We start from the raw sequence: 13,901 nt of genomic DNA on the forward strand, positions 1-13,901 counted from the left end.
GCCGCGGCGGGGTGGGGCCCCCGGCGGGCCCCGGGGGCCGGCGGGGGGGCGGGGGGGGCCGCCCCCGCCCGGGGCCCCCCCCCCCCCCCGGGGCCCCCCCCGCCCCCCCACCCCCTAGGACCCGCCCGGCGCTGGCTTGGACCCCGTGTGTCCGGGTACCCGGCGGAGGAGATCGTCCGGGAGGGGTGTGTTGGTCATGCACGGAGGAGGAGTCCTCCTCTCCGTCTGCGCGGTGGCGTGCGCCGCCGTGATCGGCGTCCGTCAGGCGCGCAGGGAGACGCGGGAGGCGAGGGAGGCGCGGGACTCGGCGTGGCGCGCGCCGTTCGCCGGAACCGGGACGGGACCGGGGTCGGCGGGCGGGAGGGCCGTCTTCGGCGCCGTGGCGCTGCTCGCCCTCGTCCCGTTCCTGCTCGTCACGCTCTCGCACGGGTACGGGACGGAGAGCAGGATCTCGGCCGTCCCGTTCCGGGAGATCCTGGACGCGTCGGCCCACGCCGACGTGGACCTCTCGGACGTGCGGGCCGTCAACCTCGTCGGCAACGTCCTCCTGCTCGTGCCCTTCGGCGCGGCCGCCGCGTTCCTGTGGTCGGGCCGCCGGCGCGTGCTCAAGACCGCCCTGATCGGGGCGGTGTTCTCCCTCGTCGTCGAAGTGGCGCAGTACGCGCTCTCCCTGGGCCGCGTCTCGTCCTTCGACGACGTCCTCCTCAACACCGCCGGCGCCGCCCTGGGCGCCTTCGCGGTCCGGCGCTGGACCCGCAGGACGCGGTCGCGACGGCTCACCCTGCCGAGGCCTTCGCGCGCCGGGGGAGAGACCGGGGGCCGGAGCCGGGGCCGGACCGGCGTCGGCGGAAGGACCTGAGCCCGGCGCCGAGCAGCAGCGCTCCCACCGCCCCCGCCCCCGCCGCCAGGCCCGCCCGCAGCCCCGGCGGCCGGAAGGAACAGGCGAGTTCCGTGCGGCCGGTCCCGAGGGCGACCGCCAGGAGACCGCCGTACGCGGTCGGTCCGGCGCCCTCGCAGTGCCAGCCCGCTGTGCGCGGGGCCGCCACGACCGCCGTGCCGCCGCCCGGCGGGAGGACGGCCCGTATCCCGGACGGGGTGACCTCCACCGAGGTCGCCGCGCGGGCGCGCAGGGCCGCGACCGCCGTCCGCAGGCGGCCGTGGTCCAGGCACCCGAGCGCGCCGGGGCCCGGCAGCGACGGCCGCAGGCCGGGGGCCCGCTGGAACCCGAGGGACACCATCGCCGCCTGCCGCTTCGGCCGCCCGCCCAGGAGCCGGACCTCGCGGTCGCCCAGACGGGCCGGGCCCGTGGCGTCCGGGGCCCAGAGGAAGACCTCCGTACCGACCCGGCACGCGCCCGCGTGCGGAGCCTCGTACACCCGGGAGCCGAGCAGGAGTTCCTGGTTGCGGAAGGGCGAGCGGCCGTAGGCCGGCGGCGGGCCCGGCGGCCGCACCGTCACCAGGGGCAGGCGCGTGTCCGTACGGACCACCCCGCCGTCCCGCCAGCGCGCGCCCACCCCGAACAGCGCGTCCGTCACCGGGTTGTCCAGGCCCTGGAGGTTCCGGCCCCGCGAGGTCCAGCCGCCGCCGAGCGCGTCCAGGGTGGCCGTGAGCACCGCCGGGGTGTGGCTGCTGTAGTACGCGGCGCCCTGCCCGCCCAGGAGCAGCGGATCGTTGCCCGCCACCCGGGGCAGGCCCGGATCCGTGCGGTACGCGGGCCAGCCGTCCGCCGCCGCCAGCGCCGCCGCCCGCCGCTCCTGCTCCGGTCCGAGCGGCGGGTAGTCGTCGAGCCGCGCGAGCCGCTCCCGGTCCGCGTACGCCGTGGTCGCCGACGCCTGGCCGAGCAGCGTGCCCGTGACGAGGAGCGCGGCGAGCACGCCGTACCGGCCCCGGCGGGGGAGGAGCAGGGCACCCGCCACGGCCGCGAGGCCCGCGCCCGCGAGCAGGAGCGCCCAGGGGGTGAGGACCGGGCTCGGCAGCGCCGCCAGGATCAGGACGAGGACGACCGCCGAACCGCCGGCGACGGCCCGGCGGTCCGGGCGGTCCGGGCGGCCATGAGCCGGGGACGGTCCGGGCCCGCCGCTTTCCGGAGCCGCCCCGCCGCCCCGCGCCGGCGTCGTCCACGCCGTCAGGACCAGCACCCCGGACAGGACGAACGTCTGCCGGTACGGGCTGCCGTTCGGCGTCGTGAAGGCGTGCCAGAGCAGGTGCGTCGGGCCCCACTGCATCGACGCCGCCACCGCCGCGCACAGGCCCGGCCACAGCCACCGCTCCCGGCCCGGCACGTCCCGGCGGAACGGCAGCGCCGCCGCGAGCAGGAGGACCGCCGTGCAGACGAAGGCCGCCGGGGTCGCGAAGCCGTACGTCACCGGCAGCAGCCGGGCGAGGAAGTCCGTCCCGGCCACCGGGGCGAACTCCCGCACCAGGCCCGGGTGGGCGTGCCGGGAGCCGAGGAGGACCGGCAGGAGCACGGGGGCCGCCAGACCCGCCCCGGTCCCCGTCGTCACCGCCGCCCGCGCCAGGATCCGCACGCGGAAGGAGTCCGTCACCGCCAGGCGCACCAGGAGGACCAGGGCCGCACCCAGGGTCGCCATGTACGCCGTGTAGAAGTTCGCGACCCAGCAGACCGCCACCACCAGCGGGCCCAGGAGCGGCCGGCGCCCCTCCCGCACCCACTCGCCCACCAGGCAGAGCAGCGGGAGGGCGATCAGGCCGTCCAGCCACATCGGGTTGTACGTGCCCTCCGCCAGCGACCAGCCGCACAGCGCGTACGAGGCGCCGAGCACCGCCGCCCACCACCAGGCCCCCGGCCCGAGGCGGCGCAGCAGGAACGTCATGGCCGCCGCCGCGACCGCCGTCTTCAGGACGGTGACCGCGTACACCGCGTACTCGACGTCCGCGCGCGGGAGGAGCGCCACCAGCGGGGCGAACGGGCTCGACAGGTACGTGCCGTAGTCGGGCAGGAAGGACGTGCCCCAGCCCGCCCGCCAGTCCAGGAGGAGACCGCCGTCCGCCCGGCCCCGCAGCAGGTCCCACAGGTGCGCGTGGAACGGCACGAACTGGTTGGCGAGGTCGTTGACGGCCCGGTGGCGCGGCCCGAAGGGGAAGACCCGGGCGACGGCGTCCCCGCCGCAGACGGCCACGGCGGAGAGGAGTGCGGACAGCAGGCAGGAGCGCGCGGTGTTCGGCATGACGGGTCGAATATGCCAGCGAAAGAGGGGGAAACCGCCTCCCGGAAAGGCCGTTCACACGATGGTCGCCCAGAGTCCATCCGTCCGGTCCGGCCGGGTCACCGCCCTCCGTTGTCGTGGTCCGCGTGCTGCTCTCGATCGTCGTGCCGTGCTTCAACGAGGAAGACGTCCTCGTCCGCTTCCACGACCGCGTGACCGACGAACTCGGCCGTCTCGACGGCGAGTTCGAGATCGTCTACGTGGACGACGGAAGCCGGGACGGGACCCTCCCGCTCCTGCGGGACCTCGCCGCGCGCGACCCGCGCCGGGTCCGCTACCTCTCCTTCAGCCGGAACTTCGGCAAGGAGGCCGCGATGCTCGCCGGCCTCCGGCACGCGTCCGGCGACGCCGTCGTGATCATGGACGCCGACCTCCAGCACCCTCCCGAGCTGGTCCACCGCATGGTCGCGCTGCACGCCGAGGGACACGACCAGGTCGTGGCCCGCCGCACCCGCGAGGGCGACCGGGTCACCCGCACCCTCACCGCCCGCCTCTACTACCGGGCGATCAACCGGCTCGTCGACGTCGAACTGGTCGACGGCGTCGGGGACTTCCGGCTCCTGTCCCGCCGGACCGTCGACGCGGTCCTCGACCTCGGCGAGTACAACCGCTTCTCCAAGGGCCTCTTCGCCTGGGTCGGCTTCCGCACCACGACCTTCTCCTACGAGAACGCCGTCCGCGAGCAGGGCCGCTCCAAGTGGTCCTTCGGCAAGCTCCTCAACTACGGCCTCGACGGGCTCCTCTCCTTCAACAACAAGCCGCTGCGCGCCGCCGTCCACCTCGGCCTGCTGCTGCTCGTCGTCGCCCTCGGCTACGCGGCCTGGATCGTCGGCGACGCCCTGGCCAACGGCGTCGACACCCCCGGCTACGTCACCCTCCTCGTCACCGTCACCGCCCTCGCCGGCGTCCAGATGGTCATGGTCGGGCTCATCGGGGAGTACGTCGGCCGCATCTACTACGAGGTGAAGCGCCGGCCCCACTACCTGCTGAAGGAGGCCGGGGGCGAAGGAGGGGAACGCGCGGGACGGGCCGACACCCGGGCGACGGGTGAGTCGTTGTGGGAAACAGTCGCTCCGAAGTAGTGGCTCCGGCCCCGGCGACTGCCTACCATCGATCACCGCAAGGTCGTCCAACTGACGCACGACCAGCCCGGGAGGCTCCTTTGCACCGCCGCACGCAGCCCCGCACGCCCCGCCCCACGCAGTCCCGCCGCACCGCGCTCGCCGTCTCCGCCGCACTCCTCGCCGCGGCCCCGCTGCTCACCGCCTGCGGCGGCGACGCCCACCCGGGAGCCGCGGCCGTCGTCGGCGGCGAGCGCATCGACGTCGCCAGCCTCCAGGCGCAGGTGAAGGACGTCCGGGCCGCGCAGGCCGCCTCCCCGGAGTCCGCGCAGCTCGTCGCCTCCACCGGCGACCTCGGCCGCCGCAAGCTCAACAGCATGATCTTCGACCGGGTCGTCGAGCAGGTCGCCCGCGACAAGGGCGTCACCGCCAGCCGCGCCGAGCTCCAGGCGACCCGCACCGCCTTCGTCCGCCAGAGCGGCGGAGAGGACCGGCTCGCCGCCGCCCTCCTCCAGGAGCAGGGCGTCGCCCCCAACCAGATCGACGGCGTCGTCCGCCGCAACGTCCTCCTCAACAAGATCGCCGCAAAGGTGGGCGCCGACGGCAGCCCCGAGGGCCAGAAGAAGCTGACGGACGTCTTCACCGCCGCCTCCAAGGACCTCGGCATCGACGTGAACCCGCGCTACGGCGCCTGGGACGACGCCCAGATCCGGCTGGCCTCCACCACCGCGCCCTGGCTGCGGCAGGTGAGCAAGGCCCCGGAGGCCGTCGAGGCCGGTGCCTGAGTCCGGGTAGGTTCGGGGGGTGACTTCCGAAAGCCCCGGCCGCGTCGTCCTGCTCACCGCCAGCCACCGCGTGGCCCCCGGACTCCTGTCCTGGCCCGCGTGGCAGGCGCTGCGCGCCGCGGACCGGGTGCTCTGCCCCGACGAGCACCACCCCCAGGTGCCGTACCTGCGGGAGGCGGGCGTCGTCGTCGAGCACGCCCTGCCCACCGCCGAGGAGCTGGTCGAGGAGTGCGCCGGGGGCCGCACGGTCCTGCTCGTCGCCTCCGGCGAGGGCGACCGGCGCCTCACCGACGGCCTCGCCCGGCTCGCCGGCTCCGGCCGGGTCGCGATGCCCGAGCTCGAACTGCTCCCCGGCTCGTACGACCTGCCCGGCGCCCGGCTCCTCGACCTCGTCCAGGTCATGGACCGCGTCCGCCGCGCATGCCCCTGGACCTCGGCGCAGACCCACGAGGGGCTCGTGAAGTACGCCATCGAGGAGGCGTACGAGCTCGTGGAGGCGATCGAGGACGGGGACCGGACCGCGCTCCGGGAGGAGCTGGGCGACGTCCTGCTCCAGGTCGTCTTCCACGCCCGGATCGCCGAGGAGGACCCGGAGGAGCCGTTCTCCGTGGACGACGTGGCCGGGACCCTCGTCGAGAAGCTGATCCACCGCCACCCGCACGTCTTCGGGGACGCGACCGCCGCGACGCCCGAGGAGGTCCACGCGCACTGGCAGCGGACCAAGGCGGTCGAGAAGCGGCGGGAGTCCGTCACCGACGGCGTGCCGCTCGGACAGCCCGGCCTCGCGCTCGCCGCGAAGCTGGCGGGCCGGGCGCGCTCGGCCGGACTCGACGTGGCCCTCCCGGCGGACGGGGGCGTCGGGTACGAGCTGCTCGCCCTCGCCGCCCGCGCGGAGGCGGAGGGCGTCGACCCGGAGACGGCACTGCGGGCGGCGGCCCGGACGTACCGGGACGCGATCCGGGCGGCGGAGGGGCTGGAGGAGCGGGAGGGGTCGTAGGAGGGGAGTGGGCTCCGTACGGGCCGCCGGGGCGCGTCGGAGCGCGCTGTACCGTCGGGGGGTGAGTGACAGCACCGCCCCGTCTTCCGTACCGGACCCCGCACCGGCCTCCGTCACGGACCCCGCACCGGCCCCCGCCCAGGAGCCCGCGCCCGAGCTCTTCACCTGGGAGTTCGCCACCGATCCGTACCCCGCCTACGCCTGGCTGCGGGAGCACGCGCCCGTGCACCGGACGACGCTGCCCAGCGGGGTCGAGGCCTGGCTCGTGACGCGGTACGCGGACGCCCGGCAGGCCCTCGCGGACCAGCGGCTGTCCAAGAACCCGGCGCACCACGACGAGTCCCCGCACGCCAAGGGCAAGACGGGCATTCCGGGCGAGCGCAAGGCCGAGCTGATGACCCACCTGCTCAACATCGACCCGCCCGACCACACCCGGCTGCGGCGGCTCGTGTCGAAGGCCTTCACCCCGCGCCGGGTCGCCGAGTTCGCCCCGCGCGTCCAGGAGTTGACCGACCGGCTCATCGACGGCTTCGTCGAGAAGGGGAGCGCGGACCTCATCCACGAGTTCGCCTTCCCGCTCCCCATCTACGCCATCTGCGACCTGCTCGGCGTGCCCCGCGAGGACCAGGACGACTTCCGGGACTGGGCCGGGATGATGATCCGGCACGGCGGCGGGCCGCGCGGCGGGGTCGCCCGGTCGGTGAAGAAGATGCGCGGCTACCTCGCCGAGCTGATCCACCGCAAGCGAGAAGAGCCGGGCGACGACCTGATCTCGGGGCTCATCAAGGCCTCCGACCACGGCGAGCACCTCACCGAGAACGAGGCCGCCGCCATGGCCTTCATCCTCCTGTTCGCGGGGTTCGAGACGACCGTGAACCTGATCGGGAACGGCCTGTACGCCCTCCTGCGGAACCCGGGCGAGCGTGCGCGCCTCCAGTCCTCCCTCGCCGCCGGCGAGACCGGGCTCCTGGAGACCGGGATCGAGGAGCTGCTGCGGTACGACGGGCCCGTGGAGATGGCGACCTGGCGGTACGCGACGCGGGCGCTGACCATCGGCGGGCAGGAGATCCCGGCGGGGGACCCGGTCCTCGTGGTCCTCGCCGCCGCCGACCGGGACCCGGAGCGCTTCGACGGGCCGGACGTGCTCGACCTCGCCCGGCGCGACAACCAGCACCTCGGGTACGGCCACGGCATCCACTACTGCCTCGGCGCGCCGCTCGCCCGCCTCGAAGGACAGGCCGCGCTCGCCACCCTGCTGACCCGTCTGCCGGACCTGCGGCTCGCCGCCGATCCGGCCGCACTGCGGTGGCGCGGCGGGCTCATCATGCGCGGTTTGCGCACGCTTCCGGTGGAGTTCTCCCCGTCCGTACCCCTCTCGTACGGTGACGGCCCGTCAGAAATGTGATCTTCATGTGATCGAGTGGCCATCGACTTGTGACGAGCGTTCGAATGCCGCTACGTTTCCCGGCAGTCTCAGCCGTCACGCGAAAGGCGTACCTATGCGTTCCGGGAACGGACGACACCGTCGCCCCCGTCAGGCCCCCGCCATCGTCGTCGCCGCGGGCGTGACCGGATCCGCCATGGCGCTGCCCCTGCTCGCCACCGGATCCGCGTCCGCCGCCGACGCCGCCACCTGGGACCGCGTCGCCGAGTGCGAGTCGGGCGGTCAGTGGAGCGCCAACTCCGGGAACGGGATGTACGGCGGCCTCCAGATCACCCAGGCCGACTGGGAGCGCCACGGCGGCCTGGCGTACGCGCCCAGCCCCGACCTGGCCAGCCGCGCCCAGCAGATCGCGGTGGCCGAGAAGGCCCTCGCCAAGGGCAGCGACGCGTGGGCCACCTGCGCGCCGATCGCCGGCCTGGCGAACGACGGGAAGCCCACCGGGGTGGACCCGGGCCCGGCCGCCGCCCCGACGACCTCCGTGGCGCCCGTCCCCGAGTCGAACTGGAACTCGGGCGCGTCGGGCGCCTCCGCGGCCGCGCCGTCCGCGGCCGCGCCGTCCGCCGCCGCTCCGTCCACCGGGGCGCCGAAGTCCTCCGCCCCCGCGACCGCCCCCGCCACGGCGCCGGCCACGCCGACGGCTCCCGCCGGCTCGACGGGCCCGAGCACGCCGACCGCCCCCGCGACGCCGTCCGCGCCGTCCGGGACCACCGGGGCCACGGACCCGGCGGACCCGACGCTCCCGGCCGGTCCGACCGATCCGGCCGACCCGACGGTCCCCGCCACCCCCGGTGAGTCCGTTACGCCCGGTACGTCTGTTACGCCCGGTGTTCCGGGAGCTGAGGGAACGTCGGCCGCGCCCGGCACGGGCAAGCACCGGGGCGAGGCCGCCCCGGAGGAAACCGGCAAGCCGGACAGCTCCACCGAATCCGGTAGACATGCCTCGGACAAGGACAAGCTGTCCGAAGAGGCTGCATCGACCCCGATCGCTGATGAAGCGAAGGATTCGGGCACAACGGACAGTCAGCGCTCTTCGGGTGAATACGTCGTGCGTCCGGGTGACAGCCTTTCGGACATCGCCCAGGCGAACGAACTGCCCGGAGGGTGGACCGCCCTCTACGACGCCAACAAGCGGACCGTGGGCACCGATCCGGACCTCATCCTCCCTGGTCAGAACCTCGATCTGACGAAGGGTTCGGTCCCGGCGGCCGGGTAGTTCGTGGGCGTATGTCCGGTTCCGGACGAGTGAGACATGGGTCTCTTTGTCCCAACTGGCGTGTCGCGCCCGCAAGCTCCGCTTCCGTCATCCCTCACCTGCGCAAACAGTCCCCTCCGAAGGGCAAGAAGAGGCGAAATTCGTCGTATGAGCCTCTTTGAACTTCGGGGGGGTCTGTGTCTACGGTCGTCATCGCTCGCCACCGCGGGCCCCGTCGACCGAAACGCCGAATCCTGCCGTCGGCCGATGGGAACAGTCGTCGCGCAAGCGCCGAAGGCAGGAGCGGGGGACCCAAGGTAAGCGCCGGGCCCGGCCGTCCAGACACGGACGGCCGACGACCGGCTAGGGGTGAAGTCGCGTGCTAGGACACGCGGCCGGGCAACTCTTCGGCCCGAACCCGACAGCTCACCTCGCAGGCGTCGGTGAGGAGAATCCCCATGCTGTTTTCCGTCAAGGGCAAACACCGCCGTCCCTCCAAGGCCGCCCAGGTCGCCGCGCTCGTCGGCGTCACCGGCGTCGCCGTCGCCGCCCCGCTGATGACCGCGGGCACCGCCTCGGCCGCCACGGCCTCCGAGTGGGACCGCGTCGCCCAGTGCGAGTCCGGCGGCAACTGGTCCATCAACACCGGCAACGGCTTCTACGGCGGCCTGCAGTTCACCAACTCCACCTGGGCCGCCTTCGGTGGCACCGCCTACGCCCCGCGCGCCGACCAGGCGTCGAAGTCGCAGCAGATCGCCGTCGCCGAGAAGGTCCTCGCGGGCCAGGGCAAGGGCGCCTGGCCGAGCTGCGGCGTGGGCCTCTCCGGCGCCTCGTACGACGGCGGCTCCGCCGAGAGCGCGCCGCAGGAGCAGCCGAAGCAGGAACAGCCCGAGCAGGAGCAGTCGCAGCGGCAGGCGCAGCCGAAGCAGGAGCGGAAGGCCGAGCAGCCGACCACCCGCAGCCAGTCGCGCCAGGCTCCGCAGGCCGCCCCGCAGAAGACCGTCACCACCCCGACCGGCAAGACGGTCAAGAAGGGCGACGGCGAGTACAAGGTCGTGGCCGGCGACACCCTCAGCAAGATCGCCCAGGCGCAGGGCGTCCAGGGCGGCTGGGCGCAGCTCTTCGAGCTCAACGACGACGTCGTCGAGAACGCCGACCTGATCTACCCGGGCCAGCAGCTCCACCTGAAGTGAGCCCGGCGGGTCGCGTGAGTCCGGCGGCTCACGCGCCCCCGATGACCCTCCCGCGGTGACCACCCCGGTCCGGCGCGCCACTCCCCCGTGCGCGCCGGACCGGGGTTCCCCTTTGCCGGGGGGACACCTCCCGTACGGGGCGACCCCTCGTACGGGGCGACCCCCTCGTACGGAGCGACCCCCTCGTACGGGACGACTCCGGCCCCACCTGACGGTTACCGCCCGGTAGGTCTGGGGTCCTTCGTCCCGTTGTGCGTGCCCTCGGGTCCTTTTTCGTCCCAGGGGGCGGGCGCCCGGCCGGTCGGAGCCTCCGGGGCGGTTAGGCTCTTGTCGCAAGGCCGAGCGACCCTGCACCGACCTTGCGTCACATCCCGCGTCACATCCCAGAAGGAGATGCTCGTGCCGTCCATCGACGTCGTCGTAGCCCGGGAAATCCTGGACTCCCGAGGCAACCCCACGGTCGAGGTCGAGGTCGGCCTCGACGACGGCAGCACCGGCCGTGCTGCCGTTCCGTCCGGCGCCTCCACCGGTGCGTTCGAGGCCCTCGAGCTCCGCGACGGTGACCCGAACCGCTACCAGGGCAAGGGTGTCGAGAAGGCCGTCCTCGCCGTCATCGAGCAGATCGGCCCGGAGCTCGTCGGCTACGACGCCACCGAGCAGCGCCTGATCGACCAGGCCATGTTCGACCTGGACGCCACCCCGGACAAGTCCTCGCTCGGCGCCAACGCCATCCTCGGCGTCTCCCTCGCCGTCGCGCACGCCGCCTCCGAGGCCAGCGACCTCCCGCTCTTCCGCTACCTGGGCGGCCCGAACGCGCACCTGCTGCCCGTTCCGATGATGAACATCCTGAACGGCGGGTCGCACGCCGACTCCAACGTGGACATCCAGGAGTTCATGATCGCCCCGATCGGCGCGGAGTCCTTCTCCGAGGCCCTCCGCTGGGGCACCGAGGTCTACCACACCCTCAAGTCCGTCCTGAAGTCCAAGGGCCTCTCCACCGGCCTCGGCGACGAGGGCGGCTTCGCCCCGAACCTCGGCTCCAACCGCGAGGCGCTCGACCTCATCCTCGAAGCGATCAAGCAGGCCGGCTACGTGCCCGGCAAGGACATCGCGCTCGCGCTCGACGTCGCCGCCTCCGAGTTCTACAAGGACGGCAAGTACGAGTTCGAGGGCGAGTCCCGCTCGGCCGCCGAGATGACCGAGTACTACGAGGAGCTCGTCTCCGCGTACCCGCTGGTCTCCATCGAGGACCCGCTGTTCGAGGACGACTGGGCCGGCTGGAACGTCATCACCGAGAAGCTCGGCGAGAAGGTCCAGCTCGTCGGCGACGACCTGTTCGTCACCAACCCGGAGCGCCTGGCCCGGGGCATCGAGGAGAAGTCCGCGAACGCCCTGCTCGTCAAGGTCAACCAGATCGGCTCGCTGACCGAGACCCTCGACGCCGTCGAGCTCGCCCAGCGCAGCGGCTTCAAGTGCATGATGTCCCACCGCTCCGGCGAGACCGAGGACGTCACCATCGCCGACCTGGCCGTCGCCACCAACTGCGGCCAGATCAAGACCGGCGCCCCGGCCCGCTCCGAGCGCGTCGCCAAGTACAACCAGCTCCTGCGCATCGAGGAGATCCTCGACGACGCCGCGGTGTACGCCGGCCGCAGCGCCTTCCCGCGGTTCCGCACCGCGAACTGATCGGCACGGCAAGGGCTGACACCCGCTGCGCCTTTCCGCAGAGCAGCTTCCGTACGTCCCCGTACTCGGTCCCGTACCGTGTGCGGGGACGTCCGCGTGAACAGGGGAGGCGACACGACATGGCCGTGAAGGACCGGGACCGGTTCTCGACCGCGACCCGGATCAGGCTGCTCGGCGAGCAGACCGCCGCCCGTGTCTACCGCTCCCAGACCCGCCGTCAGGCCCGCCGCTCCCGGCTCACCGGCCGCGCCGCCTTCCTCGCCCTCGTCGTCTGCTCCCTGGTGGTGGCCCTCGCCTATCCCATGCGGAGCTACGTCTCCCAGCAGGGCGAGATCGCCGAGCAGGAGCGCCGGGCCGCCGAGGCCGCCCGGCGGGTGCAGGAGCTGAGGGACGAGAAGGCCCGCCTCCAGGACCCGGCCTACGTCCGCCGCCTCGCCCGCGAGCACCTGCACTACGTGCTCCCCGGCGAGACCGGCTTCACCGTGAACGACCCCGGCGCGGAGCAGCGGCCCCGCGCCGACCAGGGGGCGGCCGACCGCCCCTGGTACGACAACCTCTGGGACGGCGTGGACAAGGCCGACCGTCCCTGACACCCCGTACGACCGACGACCGACGACCTAGGCAACCAAGGCAGACATGCAAACGCCCCCTCCGCAGACCGAACGCACCGAGCCCACCGAGGCGGACGTCGCCGCCTTCGAGCTCCAGCTCGGCCGGCCGCCCCGCGGCCTGCGCGCCATCGCGCACCGCTGCCCCTGCGGGCAGCCGGACGTCGTCGAGACCGCGCCCCGGCTCCCCGACGGCACGCCGTTCCCCACCACGTACTACCTGACCTGCCCCCGGGCGGCCTCGGCCATCGGCACCCTGGAGGCCAACGGGGTCATGAAGGAGATGCAGGCCCGGCTCGCCACCGACCCGGAGCTGGCCGACGCCTACCGGGCCGCGCACGAGGACTACCTCGCCCGCCGCGACGCCATCGAGGTCCTGGAGGGCTTCCCGAGCGCCGGCGGCATGCCGGACCGGGTCAAGTGCCTGCACGTCCTCGTCGGCCACTCGCTGGTCGCGGGCCCGGGCGTGAACCCGTTCGGCGACGAGGCGCTCGCGATGCTGCCGGAGTGGTGGGCCAAGGGCCCGTGCGTCACCCCGTGCGGGGCGCCGGACGAGGACGCGGAGGAGAAGAAGTGACCAGGGTCGCCGGAATCGACTGCGGTACGAACTCCATCCGCCTGCTCGTCGCCGACGTGCACCCGGAGACGGGCGAGCTGATCGAGCTGGACCGGCGGATGACGATCGTCCGCCTCGGCCAGGGCGTCGACCGGACCGGCCGGCTCGCCCCCGAGGCCCTGGAGCGGACCTTCGCCGCCTGCCGCGAGTACGCCGCCGTGATCGAGGAGCTGGGCGCCGAGCGGATCCGCTTCGTCGCCACCTCCGCCTCCCGCGACGCCGAGAACCGCGACGACTTCGTGCGCGGGGTCGTGGAGATCCTCGGCGTCGAGCCCGAGGTCATCACCGGCGACCAGGAGGCCGCGTTCTCCTTCGCCGGGGCCACCGGCGAGCTGCCCGGCACCGAGACCTACCTCGTCGTGGACATCGGCGGCGGCTCCACCGAGTTCGTCACCGGCACCGACCACGTCCGGGCCGCCCGCTCGGTCGACGTCGGCTGCGTCCGGCTCACCGAGCGGCACGTCCGCCACGACCCGCCGACCGCCGAGGAGGCCGAGGCGATCCGCGCCGACGTCCGGGCCGCGCTCGACCTGGCCGCCGGGAGCGTGCCGATCGACACGGCCGACGTCCTCGTCGGCCTGGCCGGATCCGTCACCACCGTCGCCGCCATCGCCCTCGGCCTCCCGGAGTACGACTCCGAGAAGGTCCACCACTCCCGGATCTCCGCCGAGCAGGTCGCCGAGGTCACCGACCGGCTCCTCGCCTCCACCCACGACGAGCGGGCCGCGATCCCCGTGATCCACCCCGGCCGGGTGGACGTGATCGTCGCCGGGGCGCTCGTCCTGAGGGAGATCGTGGAGCGCGTCGGAGCCCGCGAGGTGGTCGTCAGCGAGCACGACATCCTCGATGGGATCGCTCTATCCGTCGCATAGGAGGTCGCTATCGAGCCTTCCCACGCGGCTCCGCCGGGAAAGTTCGTGAAGTTCTTCACAAGGAAAAGGGCCCTGAGGGAGTCCGAAGGGGGTCGTTGGGCCCTCCGAGGTACCTCTCAGGGCCCTTTCGCAGGCGCGGGGCCCGATCCGCCCGGTGTTTCCATCGCGTGAACGGGGCCTCCGGTTCAGGGTTGACGGAGGCTCTCCGGTCCAGTTCACG

At 73.7% G+C, this 13,901-nt stretch carries 12 protein-coding genes and 1 riboswitch; of the genes, 11 read left to right on the forward strand and 1 reads right to left on the reverse strand.

Going from position 1 to position 13,901, the window contains the following annotated elements; all coding sequences use genetic code 11:
• Positions 1–196: 196 nt before the first annotated feature.
• The gene (locus ACFYNX_RS30760) at positions 197–859 is read left to right on the forward strand and encodes a VanZ family protein (RefSeq protein ID WP_388666134.1); all 663 of its coding nucleotides are present in this window, start codon (positions 197–199) and stop codon (positions 857–859) included.
• Here the strand turns inward: ACFYNX_RS30760 and ACFYNX_RS30765 are convergent.
• Positions 777–3,188 (reverse strand): YfhO family protein, encoded by a 2,412-nt coding sequence (locus ACFYNX_RS30765; protein WP_388666138.1) that lies wholly within the window; start codon positions 3,186–3,188, stop codon positions 777–779. The two genes, ACFYNX_RS30760 and ACFYNX_RS30765, sit on opposite strands and share 83 nt — an antisense overlap.
• A 125-nt stretch (positions 3,189–3,313) precedes the next feature.
• Here ACFYNX_RS30765 and ACFYNX_RS30770 point away from each other — a divergent pair, with 125 nt between their 5' ends.
• The 10 genes from ACFYNX_RS30770 to ACFYNX_RS30815 all read left to right on the forward strand — a co-directional run bounded on the left by ACFYNX_RS30770 (position 3,314) and on the right by ACFYNX_RS30815 (position 13,681).
• Positions 3,314–4,309, forward strand: a complete 996-nt coding sequence (locus tag ACFYNX_RS30770; protein WP_388666141.1) for a glycosyltransferase family 2 protein — start codon at positions 3,314–3,316, stop codon at positions 4,307–4,309.
• 80 nt (positions 4,310–4,389) lie between these two features.
• Entirely contained in the window at positions 4,390–5,073 is a 684-nt protein-coding gene (locus ACFYNX_RS30775) for a SurA N-terminal domain-containing protein (protein WP_388666144.1), read from the forward strand.
• A gap of 19 nt (positions 5,074–5,092) precedes the next feature.
• Complete coding sequence (locus ACFYNX_RS30780) at positions 5,093–6,070, forward strand: nucleoside triphosphate pyrophosphohydrolase (RefSeq protein ID WP_388666147.1); 978 nt, start codon at positions 5,093–5,095, stop codon at positions 6,068–6,070.
• A gap of 61 nt (positions 6,071–6,131) precedes the next feature.
• A complete protein-coding gene (locus ACFYNX_RS30785) occupies positions 6,132–7,475 on the forward strand; it encodes a cytochrome P450 (RefSeq protein ID WP_388666150.1) in 1,344 nt (447 codons plus the stop codon).
• A 160-nt stretch (positions 7,476–7,635) separates the two neighbouring features.
• Entirely contained in the window at positions 7,636–8,727 is a 1,092-nt protein-coding gene (locus ACFYNX_RS30790) for a transglycosylase family protein (RefSeq protein WP_388666153.1), read from the forward strand.
• Positions 8,728–8,985: 258 nt separating this feature from the next.
• A riboswitch (cyclic di-AMP (ydaO/yuaA leader) is annotated at positions 8,986–9,161 on the forward strand.
• Between the two features lie 3 nt (positions 9,162–9,164).
• Complete coding sequence (locus ACFYNX_RS30795) at positions 9,165–9,899, forward strand: transglycosylase family protein (protein WP_388666156.1); 735 nt, start codon at positions 9,165–9,167, stop codon at positions 9,897–9,899.
• 393 nt (positions 9,900–10,292) lie between these two features.
• Positions 10,293–11,585, forward strand: coding sequence for a phosphopyruvate hydratase (eno, locus tag ACFYNX_RS30800; protein WP_365544897.1), 1,293 nt, complete (start codon positions 10,293–10,295; stop codon positions 11,583–11,585).
• Positions 11,586–11,704: 119 nt separating this feature from the next.
• The gene (locus tag ACFYNX_RS30805; RefSeq protein WP_125664982.1) at positions 11,705–12,175 is read left to right on the forward strand and encodes a septum formation initiator family protein; all 471 of its coding nucleotides are present in this window, start codon (positions 11,705–11,707) and stop codon (positions 12,173–12,175) included.
• 46 nt (positions 12,176–12,221) lie between these two features.
• Complete coding sequence (locus ACFYNX_RS30810; RefSeq protein ID WP_365544894.1) at positions 12,222–12,770, forward strand: DUF501 domain-containing protein; 549 nt, start codon at positions 12,222–12,224, stop codon at positions 12,768–12,770.
• Positions 12,767–13,681 (forward strand): Ppx/GppA phosphatase family protein, encoded by a 915-nt coding sequence (locus ACFYNX_RS30815; RefSeq protein WP_365544891.1) that lies wholly within the window; start codon positions 12,767–12,769, stop codon positions 13,679–13,681. Before ACFYNX_RS30810 ends, ACFYNX_RS30815 begins: the two co-directional genes overlap by 4 nt.
• Positions 13,682–13,901: the final 220 nt, after the last annotated feature.

Origin of the sequence: Streptomyces sp. NPDC007872 (genome assembly GCF_042868165.1) — a bacterium.
Classification (GTDB): domain Bacteria; phylum Actinomycetota; class Actinomycetes; order Streptomycetales; family Streptomycetaceae; genus Streptomyces.